The sequence below is a fragment of the Embleya hyalina genome (genome assembly GCF_003967355.1).
Classification (GTDB): Bacteria; Actinomycetota; Actinomycetes; order Streptomycetales; family Streptomycetaceae; genus Embleya; species Embleya hyalina.
This window is the reverse complement of sequence record NZ_BIFH01000037.1, coordinates 26,277-44,723: the sequence shown is the minus strand read 5'-3', so window position 1 is coordinate 44,723 and position 18,447 is coordinate 26,277. Positions and strand designations below refer to the sequence as shown.

Genomic DNA, 18,447 nt, shown 5'->3' with positions numbered 1-18,447 from the left:
GCCCGCCGCTCGGGGGTCGGCGCGGCGGGCCCTCTTTCGGGTGGGGTCAGGCGAGGGGCGGGGCCGCCTCCGCCAGGGCCTCGATGGCCTCGGTGAAGCAGGAGGCCGGCGGGGTCACCAGGCCGGCGCCCACCTGGCCGGTGCCGGCCACCTTGCCGGCGATGCCGGTGTTGATCTGGGGCAGGATGCCCGTCCGGACGACCTTGGTGACGTCGATGCCGGTGGGTGTGCCCCGGAAGTCGAGGACCGGGATCTGGTAGGCCGGGTTCTCCGCCAGCGTGATCTCGTACATCCGCCGCGTCGCGGCGAGTGCGTCGTCGACCTCGCCGCCGATGAAGCGCACGATCGCCGGCGCCGCCGCCATCGCGAAGCCGCCGATGCCGGCCGTCTCGGTGATCGCCGAGTCGCCGATGTCCGGGTTGGCGTCGTCGGGGCCGTAGGCGCCCAGGTACAGGCCGTCCGGCACCTCGGCCGGGCCGGTGTACCAGCGGTCGCCGGTGCCGGAGACCTGGATGCCGAAGTCGGTGCCGTTGCGGGCCATCGCGACCACCAGCGAGGAGCCGGGGACGTCCCGGCCCGCGTCCATGGCCAGCTTGCAGGCCGGCATGTCCAGGTTCAGGAAGAAGTGGTCGTTGCCGCCGACGAAGCGGGCCGCCTCGGCGATGTCCTTGGTGGGCGCGCCGCTTTCGACCATGCCGGGCAGCAGTTCGCGCAGGAGCATGAGCGTGCCCGCGCGGTTGCGGTTGTGGCCCTCGTCGCCCATCTGGAGCATCTGCGCGATGATCGCGCGGATGTCGATCGGCTCACCCGCGCGCACCGCGGTGCGCAGCAGCGGGCCGAGCACCGCCGACATCCACTGCAGCCGCTCGATCACCTCGGGCCCGTACGCGCCGTAGCGCAGCACCTTGCCCAGGCCCTCGTTGAGCGAGCACCAGGCGCGGGTGCCGTGCGTGGTGTCCTCCAGCTCGAACATCCACATCGACGGGCTGACCACACCCGCCATCGGCCCCACCGCGTGGTGGTGGTGGCAGGAGTCCAGCTCGGCGTGCCCGTCGGCGAGGAACTTCTCCGCCGCCTCGGGGGTGTCGGCCAGGCCCTCGAAGAGCACCGCGCCGATCAGCGCGCCGCGCATCGGCCCGGACGCCCGCGCCCAGTCGATCGGCGGCCCCGCGTGCCGGAACTGACCCGCCGTCAGGCCCAGTGCCTCGCTCGCCGGCTTGACGTCGACCAGGTGCGGGGTCGAGGCCAACACCCGCTCGATCGCGACCTTGTCGGCCGCGTCGCGCCGCTCGTCGGCGAGTACGCGGGCCAGCGCGTCGGAGGTGCCGGGCAGTGGCGGGCGCCAGTCGACGGCGGTCACCGGCACGGCCTGCGCGGCGAGAGCGTCGGCGAGCAGTTCGGCGCCGACCGCGACCACCGACGGGTCCTGGGTGAGAAGACGGTTGGGAGCGCTCACGCGTCGAGCCCTTCTACGATCGCCACGGCGCGCCGGGCGGCCTCGGCATTGGACAGGTGGACCTCGGCGCCGGCGTCGGCCAGCGTGCGGGCCTGGGCCTCCAGGTCCTGCGGGTCCAGGTCGGTTCCGCACAGCGAGATCAGTACGACGGGCGCGTCGGGCCCGGCCGTGCGCAACACCGCGGCCAGGTCGGCGGCCGGGTCGGCGTGCGCGCCGTGGCCGAGTACGACGTCCAGGAGCAGCACCGCGGCGGCCGGGTCGGCCAGTTCCTCGGCGAGGCGTTCCAGGCGCAGGCTCGGGTCGATCATCGGGTGCGGGCGGCCCGCGGTCAGGCCGTCGTCGCCGAAGTCGATCATCAGGTGGCCGGCCGCGTGCATGTCGGCGGGCAGCGCCCACTCGGGCCGCAGCGGGATGTTGGACGCGACGGGTCCGAGCCGGTCGGCGGCGATGATCATCGCCTCGTCGCACAACGTGCCGCCGCAGAACAGCCCGCGCAGCGCGCCGGTACGCGGGGCGCGCGGCGACTCGGCCGGCCACACCCGGTCCTCGACGCCGGCGTGGCCGATCGCGGCGAGCGCCTTGGTGGCGGCGGCCGTCAGGTCGTCCCGGCCCTGCCCGAGGAAGGCCAACTGCACCGGCGTGCCCAGGGTCGCGGCGTAACGCTCGACCTCGGCGGCCACCGCGTCGGCCGGCGGCTTGGACACCACCACGATCAGCTCGGTGTTCGGGTCGGCGTCCAGCATGGCCAGCGCCTGGAGCGTGGAGCGGGCACCGACGGCCTCGCTCAGGTCGCGCCCGCCCACGCCGAGGCAGTGGCTGACCCCGCTGCCGGCCGCGTGCAGCAGGCACATGAGTTCCTGCGAGCCGGTGCCGGAGGCGGCCACGATCCCGATCGGGCCGCCGCGCACGGTGTTGGCGAAGCCCAGGCCGACGCCGCCGACCAGCGCGGTGCCGCAGTCCGGGCCCATCACGAGCAGGCCGCGTTCGCGGCCCATGTCCTTGAGCCGGATCTCCTGCTCGACCGGCACGTTGTCGCTGAAGATCAGCACGTCCAAGCCCGCCTCCAGGGCGTCGACGGCCTCGGCGAAGGCGTGCGGTCCGGGGACCGAGATCAGGGCGAGGGTGGCGTCGGTGCCGGAGGCCGCGGCGGTGCGGATCGTGCGCGGCGGCACGCCGCCGGCCGAGCCGATCCCGCCGCCACCGCCGGTGGACAGCTCCAGGGACGTCTCCAGGACCGCCTTGGCGCGGCTCAGCGCGTCCTCGTCCTCGGCCCGGATCGCCACGATCAGGTCGTTGGGTCCGGCGCCGTCGGGGGTTTCGAAGCCCATGCCCGCCAAGAGGCCGACGTTGAGTTCGGTCGCCATGGCGACGAGCGCCTTGGTCACCCCGTCCACCGCGGATACCGATCGGCTCACCTGCATCAGGCTGACCGAGTCTCGGTATGTTCCGCGGCGCAGCTCAAGCGCGCTGCTCACGGGCGCTCCTTCCTTCGGGGTACGGGAGTTTCGGGTACGGGAGTTCGGCTGGTGCGGCGCCCGTGCGCATCGCCTCGGCGCCGGCGAGCACGCCGAGGGCGAGGTCCGCGCCGGAGGTGTGACCCACCGTCAGCAGGCGGCGCAGGCACGGGAGTACGTCGGTGTCGCGGCCCATCGCGCCGATCAGGTCGATCAGTTGCGTACAGCCGTCGCCGCGGGCGGCGTGGCCGAGCAGTGCGGCGGACAGGTCGGTGGTGCGGCCCGGGGCGTGTGCGGCGACGCGGGCGCCGAGGGTGTGCGCGTGCCGGGCGCCGGCCGCTCCGGGGTCGAGGTGGCGCAGCGCGAGCAGGAAGCCGCAGAGCGCGTCGTCGCCGCTGGGGGTCAGGCCGGGGCCGAGCCCGATCAGGCGCAGCGCGGCGCCGGTGGCCCGCTCGGGGTCGGTGTACGCGTACCGGCTCAGCTCGGCCAGATCGACCCGGGCGCCGGCGGGCAGCCCGGTGGCGGCGGTGTCCAGCGCGGCACGCAGGGTCGTCACACCGTGTGCGCGGGTACGCACGTCACCGGGCGCGGGCGGTCGCGGCGGCGTCCACCACCGAACCACGTCGACCCGCAGCGGTCCGACGCCGAGCGCACCACCGCCGATCCACGCGTCGGTGGCACCGGCCGCCGCCGGAAACGGCGACCGCTGGGTCCGTGCGGCGAGCACGACGGCATTCGGCAGTCGCACGGCGTCATGCGTACACACCGCCACGACCTCCCCGGAGCCGACATCGGCCAGGTACACCGCGGCCGGAAACACCCCGAGCACCCGAGCGGGCCGCTCGGGCCCCGCCAACCCCGCCCGCAACACCGCCGACGCCGACCCGGGCACGGACACCGGGCCCGCCGGCACGGCGGCACCCGACACCGTCGCCGCCCCCGGCACGGTCCCCGCGCCCACCGGCGCCGGCACACGGCTCACCTCTCCCGGGTCTGCCACGGTCGTGCCTCCCGGTGCGATGCGATGCGGTGCGAAGTGGGTTCCGTATGGGCTGGAAACGGTACGAAGTCACCCGTGGACACGGTGTGCCCGTGACGCCGGAGGCGCGAGTGCACCGGTGGGGCGTCTCTTCCGAACCGATTTGAATCGGACCGGCTCTATGTCTGTTGTGAACGTAATCCAATGGCTATGGTCCTCGAATGGAGCAAGTTGCCAACCTTGGCGCACTTAATTCGCGTAATCTGCCAAGCCCTGGCGGAGGCCCCGGCGGGGTGCGAACCGCGAGTACCGGCACGCTCGTTCGCGGCGTCCCGGTTCGCGACGTGCTCAGCCTCTCCAGCCTGTCGGGCGCCGAACTGATGGCCGGCGAGCGCGGCCTGGACCGCGTCGTGCAGCGACTCAACGTGATGGAGGTCCCGGACATCCTGCCGTGGACCAAGCCGCACGAACTCCTCCTGACCACCGGCTACCCCCTGCGCGAGACCCCGCAGTCCCTGTGCGACCTGGTCACCGCGCTCGAATCGCGCCGGCTGGCCGCGGTCGGCATCAAGCTCGGCCGCTACCTGGACGAGTTGCCCGCCGACATGCTGGCCGCCGCCGACCGGGTCGGCCTGCCCATCATCCGGCTGCCCGACGACGTCGCCTTCGACGACATCCTCAACCAGGTGCTCACCGACATCCTCAATCGGCAGGCCGCGGTGCTGGCCCGCTCCGAGGAGGCGCACCGCGCGCTGGTCAGCGTCGTACTGGCCGGCGGCGCCCTCGAAGCGATCACCGACGAGCTCAGCCGCCTGCTCGGCGGCACCGTCATGGTCACCACCCCCGACGGCCGGCTCCTGGCGTCCTCCGACTCCCGGGACGAGGGCGAGGCGGCGAAGCAGGCCGCCCCCACCGCTCGCCGCGCGCTGTTCGACGCCTCCGGTCGCTTCCGCGTCGAGCGCTTCAGGCACGGCGCCGGCGCGCTGGAGGATCCCGGTACCGGCGTGGCGCTCGTACCGATCCTGGCCGGCGCCCTCGACCATGGTCGGGTGGTCCTGATCTCCGCCGGTCGTACCCTGGACGAGAGCGACATCCAGGTGCTCGAACGGGCCGCGGCCACCGCCGCCCTGGTGATCACCAAGGACCTCGCGGTCGCCGCCGTGGAGAGCAAGTACCAGGGCGACTTCATGCGCGACCTGCTGGCCGGCCGGGCGGGCGATCCCGCGCACACCGTGCGGCACTGCGCCTCGCTCGGCTGGGCCATCGACCGCCCGCTGATCGTGGTGGTCGCCCAGTTGGAGCCGGGCGAGAGCCCCGACCCCGACTCCGACGATCTGCGGCCCGCCCACGAGCGCTTCGCCACCGCCTGGGGCATGGTCGTCCGCGAGCGCGACTCGCGTGCGGCGGTGGTCGGCTACAGCCAGGAGGTGGTGGTCGTGATGGGCGCCTCCCAGCGCACCGCGCCCGGCGAGACGGTCCGCCAGATGGTCACCCAGGTCTCCGGCGACGGCGGCGGCGGACGCCGGTCGTTCTCCACCGGGGTCAGCCGCGTGGTCACCGATCCGGCGCTGCTGCCCGAGGCGTACGAACAGGCCCGCCGCGCGGCCAAGGTGGGCCGCCAGATGCACGGCCCGGGCGGCATCGCCGACTTCGACAGCCTGGGCGTGTACCGGCTGCTCAGCCTGGTCCCCGACTCCGCCGAACTGACCAGCTTCATGCGGGAGACCCTCGGCGAACTCGCGAGCCGCGAGGACGAGGAGACCACCGATCTGCGCACCACCCTGGAGGTGCTCCTGGACACCAACCTGAACGTGGCCGAGACGGCCCGGATCCTGCATTTCCACTACAACACGCTGCGCTATCGGATCGGCAAGCTGGAACGACTGCTCGGCGCGTTCACCACCGACTCGCATCTACGGCTCAACATCATGCTGGCGCTCCAGGTGCGCCGCATGCGCGGGCTGTAGCGCGGCGCGCACGTACGGAGAAAGCCTTGGTCGTTCATCCATACGCCGACACGCGACGGCAACAAACCTTGGGTGAATTCCACAACACCACCGGGCGAGCTCTGTCACCTATCACCCAAGCCCCGGTGACGGACCCGTCCATAACCTTCCCCCAACCTCGTGGCGAGACCGGCGGACTCCACCGGATCGCGCTCACCGTGCCGGGTCGTGCGACAACGAATCGCCCTCGCACCCCCCTACGCCTGGAAGGCGGCTGAACATGGCACTCGGCTTGGGATGGAAGCTCTACGGGGACGGCAGCACCCCACCTCCGGGTGAGGTCGTACGCCCCGACGAACGGCTCTCGTGGGGTCGGACCATCGGTCTGGGAGCACAGCACATCGTCGCGATGTTCGGCGCGACATTCGTTTTCCCGGTGATCATGGGCCTGGACCCGAACCTGGCGATCATGATGTCGGGTCTGGCCACCGTGGTCTTCCTGCTCGTCGTGCAGGGGAAGATCCCCAGTTATCTCGGCACCAGCGCCGCGTTCGTCGGCGCGGTCACCACGATCCGCGCCTCCGGCGGCTCCAGCGCGACGGTCACCGGCGCGATCCTGGTCGCCGGCGCCGTACTCGCGCTCGCGGGCGTGTTGATCCACCTGCTCGGCGCCGAAGTGGTCAACAAGGCCCTGCCGCCGGTGGTCACCGGCGCCGTGGTGTTGCTGATCGGCTTCAACCTGGCCCCCGTGGTGGCCAAGACCTACTGGCCGCAGGACCAGTGGATCGCGATACTGACGATGACCGCGGTGATCGCGATGACCGTGCTGCTGCGCGGCTTCTGGTCGCGCATCGCGATCTTCCTCGGCCTCGTCTTCGGCTACGTGCTGTCGTGGTTGTTCGACAAGGGGTTCGGGCAGATCACCTCGGTGCAGCCCGGACAGCACGACGGCAAGGAGTTCGCCCACGACCGGGTCGACTTCTCCGGCGTCACCTCGGCCGACTGGTTCGGCATGCCCTCCACGCACGCCCCGGACTTCAAGACCTCGGCGATCCTGGTCGCGCTGCCCGCGGTGATCGCGCTGATCGCGGAGAACGCCGGCCACGTCAAGGCCGTCTCCGAGATGACCGGCGCCGACCTGGACGGCAGCCTGGGCAAGGCGATCACCGCCGACGGTGTCGGCACCATGATGGCCAGCGCCGTGGGCGGCTCGCCGACCACCACCTACGCCGAGAACATCGGCGTGATGGCCGCCACGCGGGTCTACTCCACGGCCGCCTACTACGTGGCCGCCGTCGTCGCCGTGCTGTTCGGCCTGTGCCCGAAGTTCGGCGCGCTGATCGCGGCCACCCCCGGCGGCGTGCTCGGCGGCATCACCGTCGTGCTCTACGGCATGATCGGCCTGCTCGGCGCCAAGATCTGGATCGAGAACAAGGTCGACTTCGCCAACCCGATCAACCTCGTCCCGGTCGCGGCCGGCGTGGTCATCGGCATCGGCGGCGTCGCGATCAAGTTCAACGACGACTTCGTCATCGAGGGCATCGCGCTCGGCACCATCGTGACCCTGGTGGTCTACCACGCCCTGCACGCCCTGGCCCCCGCACACATGCGCGACCCCAAGGCGCCCGCGGACGTCGAACTGGAGGGCGGCACCGCGCTGTCCCTGGGCACCGTGGAGGAACACCCGCCCGGCGGCAAGCCGTTGGCCGGCAGCAGTGCCGCGCCCCCGCCGCCGCAGAGCTGACCCACCCACCCGCACCACCGCACGCACCACCTGGAGGGGACGACACGTGAAGCCGCCGGCATTCCGATATCACGCACCGACCGACCTGGCCGAGGCCCTCGACGCCCTCGCCGAGGTCGGCCACGACGGAAAGGTCCTCGCCGGCGGCCAAAGCCTGATCCCGATGCTCAACATGAGACTCGCCGCCCCGGCCCACCTGGTGGACATCAACGGGCTCAGCGAGTTGGCCTACGTCCGCACCGACCCCGGCGGCGTCGCGGTGGGCGCGCTCGCCCGGCACGCCGAGGTCGAGGCGGACGAGGCCGCACACGCGGTGGTCCCGCTGCTGCGCCAGGGTCTGCGCCTGGTCGCCCACCCGGTGATCCGCAACCGCGGCACCACCGTGGGCAGCCTCGCGCACGCCGACCCCTCCGGCGAGATGACCGCCGTACTCGCGCTGCTCGGCGGCTCGATGACGCTGGCCCGCAAGGGCTCCACCCGCACGGTGGCCGTCGAGGACTTCTTCGTCGGCCCGCTGGAGGCGTCCATCGAGGAGGGCGAACTCGCCGTCGCCGCCTACTTCCCCCGCCTGCCGGGCCGCACCGGCACCGAGTTCGTCGAGATCGCCCGCCGGCACGGCGACTACGCGATGTGCGGGGTCGCGGCGGCGGTCACCGTCGACGACGACCTGCGCATCGTCTCGGCCCGCGCCGCCTACCTCTCGCTCTCCCCCGTCCCGCTCGTACTCGACCTCACCGACGCGCTGATCGGCCGCACCGCCGACACCGCCGTGTGGCAGGACGCGGCGACGCTGGCCGCCGGGAGCCTGGAGCCCGAGGGCGACATCCACGCCACCGCCGAATACCGCGCCCAACTGGCGGGCGTACTCACCGTCCGGGCGCTGCGCACCGCCACCGAGCGCGCGGCCCTGGTCGACCCGAACGGCACGACAGGCACCACCAGCACCGAGCGGAGCGCCCGATGACCGACACGCAGATCCCCACCGAGCAGCGGCTCGACATCCGGCTGAGCGTGAACGGCGTACCGCACACCACCACCGTCACCCCGCGCCGGCTGCTCTCCGACTGCCTGCGCCACGACCTGGGCCTGACCGGCACCCACGTCGGCTGCGAACACGGCGTCTGCGGCGCGTGCACCGTGCGCATCGACGGCAAGCCGATGCGCGCCTGTCTGATGTTCGCGGTCAGCGCCCAGGGCCACGAGATCACCACCGTCGAGGGCCTCGCCGAGCCCGACGGCACCATGCACCCCGTACAGCAGGCGTTCCGCGAGTGCCACGGCCTCCAGTGCGGCTTCTGCACCCCCGGCTTCCTCACCGTCGTCTCCGCCTTCCTGGAGGAGAACCCGACGCCCACCGAGGAGGAGGCCCGCGAGGCGGTCTCCGGCAACCTGTGCCGCTGCACCGGCTACCAGAACATCGTCAAGTCCGTGCTGCGCGCTGCCGAGATCACGGAAGAACGCAAGGGCTGCGCGCACGCCGAGGGGGACGCCCGATGACCACCAAGATGTTCGGCGCACCGGTGCAGCGCACCGAGGACCTGCGCCTGCTGGTCGGCAACGGCCGCTACCTCGACGACCTGGGCGAGGGCTCCTACGAGGCCGCCTTCGTGCGCAGCCCGCACGCGCGGGCCCGAATCACCGGGATCGACGTCACCGGCGCGCTCGACGTCGACGGCCTGATCGCGATCTACACCTACGAGGACCTGACCGGCCGGGTCGCCGAGCCGCTGCCGCTGCTCATCCCGCACCCCGCGCTCACCCACGGGCGCACCGCGTACCCGCTGGCCAAGGAGTTCGTCAACCACGTCGGCGAGGCCGTGGTGATGGTCGTGGCCACCGACCGCTACCTCGCCGAGGACGCCTGCGAGCGGATCACCGTCGAGTACGAGGCGCTGCCGCCGGTGGTCGGCATCGAGAACGCCCACCGCGCGGACCGCCTCGTGCACGACGACGTGCCGGGCAACTGCGCCGCGCACCTGGTCCAGGAGGTCGGCGACGCGCCGGCCGCGATCGCCGCCGCGCCCAACCGGCTCGAACTGAAGCTGGACATCGAGCGCAGCGCGTGCATGCCGATGGAGGGCCGCGGCGTCTACGCCCGCTGGGACGCGGCCGACGAGAGCCTGCGCGTGTACACCTCCACCCAGACCTCCACGGGTGTCCGCGCCGCCGTGGCGGCCAAGTTGGACCTCCCGCTGGACCGGGTCGAATGCGTCACCCCCGACGTGGGCGGCGGCTTCGGCGTCAAGATCGTGCACCCGTGGCCCGAGGAGATCCTGATCCCGTGGGCGGCCCGGCTGCTCGACCACGAGGTCAAGTGGACCGAGGACCGCCGCGAACACTTCATCTCCGCCGCCCACGAGCGCGGCCAACTCCAGACCGTGCGGGTCGGGTTCGACGACGACGGCCGACTGCTCGGCCTGGACGTGGAGATCCTGCACGACAACGGCGCGTACACCCCGTACGGGATCATCGTGCCGATCATCACCTCGACGCAGCTGCTCGGCCCGTACAAGCCCGGCGCGTACCGGGTCGACTTCCGCAGCCTGTACACCAACACGGTGATAGTCACCCCGTATCGCGGCGCGGGCCGCCCGCAGGGCGTGTTCGCGATGGAGCGGGCGATGGACGCGATCGCCGACCACCTGGGCAAGGACCGCACCGAGGTGCGCGCGGTCAACTTCATCCAGCCCGACGAAATGCCGTACGACCACGGGCTGTTGTTCCAGGACGGCCGGCCGCTGATCTACGACTCGGGCGACTTCCCCGGCTCGTTGGACGCGTTGAAGAAGCTGGTCGGCTGGGACGAGTTCGAGGCGTACCGGGCCCGGGCGCGGGCCGAGGGCCGCCGGGTGGGCATCGGCGTGGCGTGCTACGTCGAGGGCACCGGCGTCGGCCCGTACGAGGGTGGTCACGTCCAGGTGGAGACCACCGGCAAGGTCGTCGTCGCCACCGGCCTGACCAGTCAGGGCCAGGGCCACCAGACGGTGTTCGCGCAGATCGTCGCCGACGAACTGGGCGTGCCGATCGAGGACGTCACCGTCACCACCGGCGACACCCGCCGATTCCCGTACGCGGTGGGCACGTTCGCCTCGCGCGCGGCGGTGATGAGCGGCAACGCCATCGCGCTGGCCGCGCGCAACGTCAAGGCCAAGGCGCTGCGGATCGCCGGTGAGGCGTTGGAGGCCGACCCGCGCGACCTGGAGATCGTGGACGGCCAGGTGCGGGTCAAGGGCAGCCCCGGCGCGTCGGTCGCGCTCGGCACCGTGGCGGTGTTGTCCAACCCGCTGCGCTACGCGTTCGACGAGGCGTCCAAGGCGGCCACCCAGCTGACCGGCAAGGCCGACTTCTCCAAGCCGCCGGTCGCCGAGGACGACGAACCGGGCCTGGAGGGGCGCGACTACTACTCGCCGCCGACCGCGACGTTCGCCAACGGGATGCACGCGGTGATCGTGGAGACCGATCCCGACACCGCCGAGATCCGCATCCTGCGCTACTGCGTCGTGCACGACTGCGGGCATCTGATCAACCCGATGATCGTCGAGGGCCAGGTGCACGGCGGCGTCGCCCAGGGCGTCGGCGGCGCGCTGTACGAACGTATGGAGTACGACGAGCACGGGCAGTTGGTGAACGCGTCGTTCATGGACTTCCTGATGCCGTACGCCAGCGAGGTCCCCAAGATCGAGATCGACCACCTGGAGACGCCCTCCCCGCTCAACCCGCTCGGCATCAAGGGCGCGGGCGAGGCGGGCGTGATCCCCGCGGCGGCGGTGTTCGCGTCCGCGATCGAGGACGCCGAGGGCTTCCCGATCACGCGGATGCCGATCCAGCCGTCCGAACTCTTCCATCTGCGCAAGCGGTTCGCCGCCGGCGAGATCCCGGCGCTGCGCCGGGGCGCCGACCATGCCGCCGGCACCCACCGTTAAGGAGCACGACCCAGCATGAAGGTCCAAGGAAACGCCATCCTGAACGCCCCTGCCGACAAGGTCTGGGCGGCGCTGAACGACCCGGCCGTGCTCACCCGTACGATCCCCGGCTGCGAGAAGCTGGAGGAGACCGGTCCCGACGCGTACCGGATGACGGTGACGATGGGCGTCGCCTCGATCAAGGGCACCTACCTGGGCAACGTGCAGCTCACCGACCAGGTACCGCCGGGTTCGTTCATGCTCAAGGCCTCCGGTTCGGGTGGTCCGGGCACGGTCAGCGCCGAGGTGAAGGTGACGCTGGAGGACATCGACGGCGGCCGGACCCGGTTGGAGTACGACGCGGAGGCCGTGGTCGGCGGCGTGATCGGCGGCGTCGGGCAGCGCATGCTGACCGGGGTGGCCAAGAAGACGGCCGGCGAGTTCTTCAAGTCGGTGGACAAGATCCTGACCGGGCAGACGCCGCTCACGGCCGCGCCGAAGGGCGGCGTGCCGGCGGCGGTCAACGGAACTCCCGTGGTGGCGACGGTGGATGGCGGCGCGGTCGCGGCTCCGGCGGGTACGTACGCGGCCCCGGCGTCCGCCTTCTCCGGCGACGACTTCGCCAAGGGCGCGCTGTTCGGCGCGGCGGTGGCGCTGCTCGGCGCGATCGTCGGCGGCGTGATCGCGCGTCGGCGCTGATCCGGTTCGTTTTCGGGAAGGGAGCGACAACCATGCGTGCGTTCACGGCCGCGGCCGTTCAGGTCGTGCCTCGCCCGGGGCCGCTCACGGCGGCGGTGGTCGAGGCGAACATCACCCACGCGTTGCAATGGGTGACCCGCTGCGTCGAGTCGACCGGCGCGGAGTTGGTGGTCCTGCCGGAGAGCGTGACCACGGGCTTCACCCCGGCGCTGCCCGCCGAGGAGTTGTGGGACCTGGTCGACGCCATCCCCGGCGGGCTCACCGAGCCGTTCCAGGAGCGGGCCCGGGAGTTGGGCGTGCACCTGGTGTGGGGCACGTACGAGCGCGGCGCCGAGCGCGGCGAGGTGTACAACTCGTCGGTGCTGGCCGGTCCCGACGGGCGGGTGCTCGGCGTCTACCGCAAGACCCACCCCTTCGGCCCCGAACTGCGCTCGCGCGGTGGGTGGGTCACGCCCGGTGAGCACGTCGACGTGGTGGAGACCGACCTCGGTCGGATCGGCATGATCATCTGCTTCGACGGCGACTACCCGGAGCTGAGCCGGATCCAGGCCGTGCGGGGCGCCGAGGTGATCTGCCGCCCGTCGGCACTGCTGCGCTCCGCCGACCTGTGGGAACTCACCAACCGCGCACGGGCGTACGACAACCACGTCTACGTCGTCGGGGCCAACGCCACCGGCAGCGACCCGGCGGGCGTGTTGTACTTCGGCAACTCGATGATCGTCACGCCGGGCGCCGAGGTGATCGCGCGCGGGTCCTCACACGAGGGCTGGGTCTCGGCCCGGCTCGACCCGGAGCGCGCGTTGGCGTCGCTGACCCCGGGTTCGAGCGTGCCGCAGGTGTTCGACCACCTGGCCGATCGTAATCTGGACCTGATCGCCAACTACGCGGACGACCTGGTGCGGCCGGCGAAGACGACCTTCCCGCACGGGTAGGACGGCGGGACGCGGCGAACGACCGACGGGCCGGTGGGGGTTGCTCCCCCGCCGGCCCGCGGCGCACACGCTCGCGTCGTCGACAGCCTCGGCGGCCTGTCGTACTGTGCTCCGGTCGGACGCACATGGCGACACCGCACGGGGGATCGGGCATGGAGTACCTGTTCTACTGTCGCGACCGGCCGAGAACACGGCCGCTGCGCGACGAACTGCTTGAAGCACATCGGACGTTCATGGACGGCTATGCCGAGGGCATGATCGCCCGGGGGCCGACGTTCGCCGCCGACGGGGAGACGGTGACCGGCAGTGTGCACATCGTCGATCTGCCGGACGCCGACGCGGTCCGGAGGTTCGCCTACGACGAGCCGAACCACCGGGCGGGCGTCTACGAGCCGGAGGTGCTGATCCGCCGGTGGGGCAACACCCTCGGCCGGACGATGTGGGACTTCGAGGGGAGTGCGCCGCCCGGGCCGCGCTTCTTGATCCTCGCCCACGCCCGACCCGGCAGCACCGCGGCTCGGGACGCGCTGCACGCCGAACAGCGCCGCCATCTGCTCGACGGCGAACACGCCGGGTCGCTGATCGTGTGCGGGCCGCTGCTGTCCGAGGACGGTGCACAGTGGCTGGGCACCGCGATCCTGGCCGAACTCCCGGACCACGCCGCGGCGACGGCGCTGCTCGCGCGCGGGCCGTACGCGCGGGCCGATCTGTACGCGAGCATCGAGGCGCACGCCTGGTGCTTCGGCGGCCGGGATCAGGACGACGACTGATCGGCCACTATTTGCCGAAGCGGCGCTCGCGTGTGGCGTACGAGCGCAGTGCGCGCAGGAAGTCGACGTGCCGGAAGGCCGGCCAGTAGCAGTCCACCCAGTGCATCTCGGCGTACGCGGACTGCCAGAGCAGGAAGCCGGACAGCCGCTGCTCGCCGGACGTGCGGATGATGAAGTCGGTGTGCGCGGCGGTCGGCGAGTACAGATGCCGCGAGATGTCCTCGATCTCGAACCGCTCGACCAGCTCGGCCGGGTCGCCGCCGGCCGCCATGTGCTGCTCGAACGCGCTCTTGACCGCGTCGACGATCTCCCGCCGGCCGCCGTAACCGACCGCGACGTCCACCCTGAGCCCGCCACGCCCGGCCGTGGCGGCGGTGGCCTCCTTGAGCACCCGGGCACCGGCACCGGGCAGCATGTCCAGCGAGCCGATCACCTGGACCTCCCAGGAGCGGCCCTCGGCGGTGATGTCCCGGACGGTCTCCTCGATGATCTCGATCAGCGGGCCGAGCTCCTCGGCGGGCCGGCCGAGGTTGTCGTCGGAGAGCATGAACAGGGTCACGTGTTCGATCCCGGCGGCGCTGCACCAGCCCAGGAACTCGGTCACCTTCGCGCCGCCGGCGCGGTATCCCTCGCGTACGTCGGAGTGTCCCGCCTTGCGCGCCCAGCGCCGATTGCCGTCGAGCATGATCCCGACGTTCTGCGGACGCGGCAGCCCGACCAGGGTCGAGGCCAGCCGGCGCTCGTACACCGCCTCGATCGGCCGTCGAATGAACAGCGGGAGCAGCTTCATGACCTTCTCCGTCGCATCACGTCGTGGCAGCCTCGGCGGACCCTACCAGGGGGTTACCTCGCCCGCGTCGTCGAGCGTCCGCAATGCCGTTGCCACACAGGCTACTTGCCTGGGCGACGTACCGGGCCGGGGGCACTCGCCGCCGCGCGGGGGTGCGGCCCGCCTGCGGGTGTACGCGGGCGGGCCGGGTGGCCGGCCGGTCGCCGGGTGGTGAGCGATGATCACGTTCGGTTGCGGGTGTCGGTCTCGCTCCCGCCTGGGGGGCGATCCACCGGCATCGGATCGCCGACCGCAATTGCCCGATACCTTCTCAAACCCGGCTGCAGCCGAAGCCCCGGATCCGGTGCGAGGCGTCCACCTGGCCGCTCGCGCAGTGCCAGGCTCCGCCCACCAGTCCGTCCACGACGAAGTCGGAGACCGCGCCCACGTAATCGGTGTCGCACGCTTGGGCGCTCACGGCATTGGGCGGCAAGAGGCGAACCTGCTCGCATTGGAACACCTCGCCGGCCCGCGTGGTCCGCGCGGGGGCGGCGCCGGCGGTACCGAGAGTGGCTGCACCGGTGGCGAGCAGGGCGACGAGGGTCGCGAACGTCCGAGCGCCGATACGACGCGGGGAACGCCCGGCGGAGCCGAAAGTGGCCATGGTGATGCTCTCCTTCACGAGGGACATCGGCACGGAAGTGCGCCTGGCGGCATCGCTCACACCCGACGCCATCCGGAGGATTTCCACCGTGCGGCCGGCCCACGACCCATGTCCCTCGAATGGGGGTAGCGGGAGCCCGCGCACAGAGGGGGCCGGCTGTCGGGCGGCGGTTGGGCGCCGATGGGGGCAGCAGTCGTGCGGAGCTCGTCCGACAATTCGCCGTCAGTGCGAAGGCGGCTTGAGCAGGTCCGTGACGAGGGTGTCGACCAGGGCGCGCGGGATGGTCGAGCCGGTCATCGCGCGGTAGACGATCGGGCCCACGAGGGCATCCATCGTGGCGTCGGGGGCCAGGTCGGGGGCGATCTCGCCGGCGGCGGTGGCGCGGGCGAGCAGGGCGCGCTCGGCGGCGCGGCGGGGGTCGAGATAACGCTCGTGCAGCGTGGCGGCCGTGGCGGCGTGGTGCTGGGCCTCGGCCAGAAGCGCGAGCAGGACCCGGCCCGCCGGATCGCGGGTGAGGAAACGTGCGAAGGCCCGCAGGTAACGACGGATGTCGTCGGCCGTCGGCCGCTCCTGCGTCGGCACCGGGAAACGCTTGTCGCTGTCCTCGATGAGCACGTCGAGCAGGATCTCGACCTTCGAGGACCACCAGCGGTAGATCGTCTGCTTGGCGACACCGGCCCGGCGGGCGATCGACTCGACGGTCAGCGCACCGAAGCCGTGCTCGACGAGCAGGTCGTCTGCGGCGTGGAGCACGGCCAGACGCGCGGCCTCGTCGCGCCGATTCCCGGAGTGCGCCCTGGGGGGCAAAGAGCTGGCGGCGGACATGGGGACACCGTACCGGTCGGCGCCACCGTGATCCAGTCTTGACGCAACGTCTTGTCTAGACACGACGTCGCGTCTAGATTGGAGGCATCGACCCCACGAAGGAGCGAATGTGTCCAGCACCACCACGTCCCCGCGCCGGGCCCTCGTCATCGGCGCGTCCCGAGGCCTGGGGCTCGTCCTCGCCGACGAACTGGTTCGGCGCGACTGGCAGGTCACCGCGACCGTGCGCGCGGACGGCGACGAACTGCGCGCGATGGCCCGCCGGTCGGGAGGCCGGCTGACGGTCGAGTCGTTGGAGATGACCAGCGCGGAGGATCTGGCCTCACTGCGCAAGCACTTGGCGGGTACACGACTCGATCTGCTCTTCGTCAACGCCGCGATCGACCGGGGCGATCTGCCGATCGACCAGGTCCCGACGGAGATGTTCACCGAGGTGATGATCACCAACGCGTTCAGCCCGCTGCGCACCCTCGAAGCACTGCGCGAACTCGTCGCGCCGGGCGGAACGGTCGCGGTCATGTCGTCCGACCAGGGCAGCATCTCGCGCAACACCGAGGGCGGTTACGAGTTGTACAAGGCCAGCAAGGCCGCCCTCAACCAGCTGATGCGCAGCTACACGACGCGCCACGCGGACGACGACCACACCAAGCTGCTCATCGACCCGGGCCACAACCGGACCAGGCTGGGCGGCTTCGACGCACCGTTGGCCCCCGAGGAGAGCATCCCGGCCGTGGTCGACGTCCTGGAAGCGCAAGCGGGCGCCCCCGGACTCCAGTTCCTGGACCTGAACGGCGAGGTGGTGCCCTGGTAGTCGCGGGGTTCCACGCACACGGATCCCATGATCACCCAATGCGCCGATTCGGCGGCATTCGGTGAGTTTCGGGAACTAGCATTACGAGGGGAATCACCGATTACGAGTGCTCCACGATGCACTCGTCAACGGTAATTCCCGCTGTGGCGCAGAACGTTCTTGCCGGGGCGGGACGTTCGCCGAGACACTGAAATCGTGTGCGGAGGAACGAAAGATGATCGAGGATATCGAGTCGGCCACACCCGCCCTGTGCCGCCTGCAACTGGGCGCGGAGTTGCGCCGGTTGCGCCATGGGGCCGGTATGAAGTCGAGTCAGGTGGCGAAGAGGCTCCTGTGGAGCCCGTCGAAGGTAACGCGACTGGAATACGGGGACAACGTGGTGGTCGAGCCGGAAGACGCGGTGATGCTGTGCGAGTTGTACAGGACGGATCCGGCAACGTCGACGCTGCTGAAGGACTATGCCGTGGTGACCAAGACGAAAGAGGACCGGTGGGCATCCGACAGGGATGACGCCCTCATTCGGCCGACCCTCCACGCCTTCATCGGACTGGAAGCCTCGGCAGTCGCCCTCCGTTGCCACGCATCCGACTACGTGCCGGGATTGTTGCAAACCGAGGCATACGCCCGGGCAACCCATATGACGGTGCCGGGGATGTTCAGCACCGAGGAGATCGAGGCACGAGTCGCGACTCGGATGGCCCGAAAAGAGGTGCTGCACCGAGCGGACGCTCCTGTAGACCTCCGTGTCATCCTGAGCGAGTCCGTACTGCGCCGCCATGCAGGGGGTCCGGCCGTGGCACGCGAGCAGCTCAAGCACATCGCGGAGGTTTCGACCCTCGACAACGTGCAGGTGCAGGTGCTGCCGTTCAGTCTGGGGATCCACACGGGCATGAGCGGGCCGTTCACCCTGATCCGATTTGCCAACAACTCCACGTTGAGGCCGATCGTCTACCTGGAGAACATGGCCGCGAGCTGGGTCGTAGGCCAAGCAACCGTGATCGACGGTTACGAGCGCGCTTTCAGCGATCTCCAAGCGCTTGCCCCGGGTCCGCAAGAAGCGCGCGAGATGATCCACGAGGTAATCAAGGAGATGTAATCCGTGGCTACGAGCGAGTGGTTCAAGTCCAGCTACAGCATTCCGGACAACGATTGCCTCGAAGGAGCCCGCATCCTCGACGACGCAATCTCGATACGCGACTCCAAGGCCCCCGCCCACGGCACCTTCCTCTTCCGTGAAGCCACCTGGACTCCATTCCTGACCGCCCTCAAGAACAAGCGCTCGGCAACCTAGAGTTCACACCTGCCACACGGACCGGCGACGCCCTCGCACCCTCCAAGTGCCGGGCGCCGCCGCCGGTCCGAACGCGGCTGCCTACGGCCTCGCTGAGCGGCGAGCGCTGCGTCTTGGTCGGCGGGTGGCTGGTGCGGGGGCGGCCCGGGTCGGTGGGTGGGCCGTTGGCGGCGGTCGGGCTTTCGTGGCTTGGGGTTTCCGGCGA

Annotated in this window: 17 protein-coding genes; 11 read left to right on the top strand and 6 right to left on the bottom strand. The window is 71.2% G+C overall.

Annotation, left to right across the window (positions count from 1 at the left end):
- Positions 1-46 precede the first annotated feature (46 nt).
- The 3 genes from EMA17_RS38515 to EMA17_RS38505 are packed head-to-tail and all read right to left on the bottom strand — an operon-like array spanning position 47 to position 3,910.
- The gene (locus EMA17_RS38515) at positions 47-1,456 is read right to left on the bottom strand and encodes a YlbE family protein (protein WP_126641865.1); all 1,410 of its coding nucleotides are present in this window, start codon (positions 1,454-1,456) and stop codon (positions 47-49) included.
- Entirely contained in the window at positions 1,453-2,931 is a 1,479-nt protein-coding gene (locus EMA17_RS38510; protein WP_126641864.1) for an AllF/FdrA family protein, read from the bottom strand. Before EMA17_RS38510 ends, EMA17_RS38515 begins: the two co-directional genes overlap by 4 nt.
- Positions 2,915-3,910 (bottom strand): oxamate carbamoyltransferase subunit AllH family protein, encoded by a 996-nt coding sequence (locus EMA17_RS38505; RefSeq protein ID WP_160161720.1) that lies wholly within the window; start codon positions 3,908-3,910, stop codon positions 2,915-2,917. Before EMA17_RS38505 ends, EMA17_RS38510 begins: the two co-directional genes overlap by 17 nt.
- Before the next feature lie 272 nt (positions 3,911-4,182).
- Here EMA17_RS38505 and EMA17_RS38495 point away from each other — a divergent pair, with 272 nt between their 5' ends.
- The 8 genes from EMA17_RS38495 to EMA17_RS38460 all read left to right on the top strand — a co-directional run bounded on the left by EMA17_RS38495 (position 4,183) and on the right by EMA17_RS38460 (position 13,882).
- Positions 4,183-5,856 (top strand): PucR family transcriptional regulator, encoded by a 1,674-nt coding sequence (locus tag EMA17_RS38495; protein ID WP_126641862.1) that lies wholly within the window; start codon positions 4,183-4,185, stop codon positions 5,854-5,856.
- A 259-nt stretch (positions 5,857-6,115) separates the two neighbouring features.
- A complete protein-coding gene (locus EMA17_RS38490; RefSeq protein ID WP_126641861.1) occupies positions 6,116-7,579 on the top strand; it encodes a uracil-xanthine permease family protein in 1,464 nt (487 codons plus the stop codon).
- 46 nt (positions 7,580-7,625) lie between these two features.
- A complete protein-coding gene (locus EMA17_RS38485; RefSeq protein ID WP_126641860.1) occupies positions 7,626-8,543 on the top strand; it encodes an FAD binding domain-containing protein in 918 nt (305 codons plus the stop codon).
- Complete coding sequence (locus EMA17_RS38480) at positions 8,540-9,076, top strand: (2Fe-2S)-binding protein (protein WP_126641859.1); 537 nt, start codon at positions 8,540-8,542, stop codon at positions 9,074-9,076. The genes EMA17_RS38485 and EMA17_RS38480 overlap by 4 nt, the downstream gene beginning before the upstream one ends.
- Entirely contained in the window at positions 9,073-11,502 is a 2,430-nt protein-coding gene (gene cutA / locus EMA17_RS38475) for an aerobic carbon-monoxide dehydrogenase large subunit (protein WP_126641858.1), read from the top strand. The genes EMA17_RS38480 and cutA overlap by 4 nt, the downstream gene beginning before the upstream one ends.
- A gap of 15 nt (positions 11,503-11,517) precedes the next feature.
- Positions 11,518-12,180, top strand: a complete 663-nt coding sequence (locus EMA17_RS38470) for an SRPBCC family protein (RefSeq protein WP_126641857.1) — start codon at positions 11,518-11,520, stop codon at positions 12,178-12,180.
- Between the two features lie 32 nt (positions 12,181-12,212).
- The gene (locus EMA17_RS38465; RefSeq protein WP_126641856.1) at positions 12,213-13,112 is read left to right on the top strand and encodes a carbon-nitrogen hydrolase family protein; all 900 of its coding nucleotides are present in this window, start codon (positions 12,213-12,215) and stop codon (positions 13,110-13,112) included.
- Positions 13,113-13,264: 152 nt separating this feature from the next.
- Complete coding sequence (locus EMA17_RS38460) at positions 13,265-13,882, top strand: YciI family protein (RefSeq protein ID WP_126641855.1); 618 nt, start codon at positions 13,265-13,267, stop codon at positions 13,880-13,882.
- A 7-nt stretch (positions 13,883-13,889) separates the two neighbouring features.
- On the opposite strand, the gene EMA17_RS38455 is transcribed toward EMA17_RS38460, so the two are convergent.
- From EMA17_RS38455 to EMA17_RS38445, 3 genes are all read right to left on the bottom strand, one after another.
- Positions 13,890-14,672 carry an isoprenyl transferase gene (locus EMA17_RS38455; protein ID WP_126641854.1) on the bottom strand — a complete coding sequence of 261 codons (783 nt, stop codon included), beginning with the start codon at positions 14,670-14,672 and terminating at the stop codon, positions 13,890-13,892.
- Between the two features lie 310 nt (positions 14,673-14,982).
- On the bottom strand, positions 14,983-15,315 hold the full coding sequence (locus EMA17_RS38450; RefSeq protein WP_126641853.1) for a hypothetical protein: 333 nt from the start codon (positions 15,313-15,315) through the stop codon (positions 14,983-14,985).
- 222 nt (positions 15,316-15,537) lie between these two features.
- Complete coding sequence (locus EMA17_RS38445) at positions 15,538-16,140, bottom strand: TetR/AcrR family transcriptional regulator (protein ID WP_126641852.1); 603 nt, start codon at positions 16,138-16,140, stop codon at positions 15,538-15,540.
- A 109-nt stretch (positions 16,141-16,249) separates the two neighbouring features.
- Between EMA17_RS38445 and EMA17_RS38440 the strand changes: the two genes are divergently transcribed.
- The 3 genes from EMA17_RS38440 (at position 16,250) to EMA17_RS38430 (ending at position 18,242) form a co-directional block, all read left to right on the top strand.
- Positions 16,250-16,951, top strand: a complete 702-nt coding sequence (locus tag EMA17_RS38440; RefSeq protein WP_126641851.1) for an SDR family NAD(P)-dependent oxidoreductase — start codon at positions 16,250-16,252, stop codon at positions 16,949-16,951.
- A 214-nt stretch (positions 16,952-17,165) separates the two neighbouring features.
- Positions 17,166-18,047, top strand: a complete 882-nt coding sequence (locus EMA17_RS38435; protein ID WP_126641850.1) for a helix-turn-helix domain-containing protein — start codon at positions 17,166-17,168, stop codon at positions 18,045-18,047.
- A gap of 3 nt (positions 18,048-18,050) precedes the next feature.
- Positions 18,051-18,242 (top strand): DUF397 domain-containing protein, encoded by a 192-nt coding sequence (locus EMA17_RS38430; RefSeq protein ID WP_126641849.1) that lies wholly within the window; start codon positions 18,051-18,053, stop codon positions 18,240-18,242.
- Positions 18,243-18,447 lie beyond the last annotated feature (205 nt).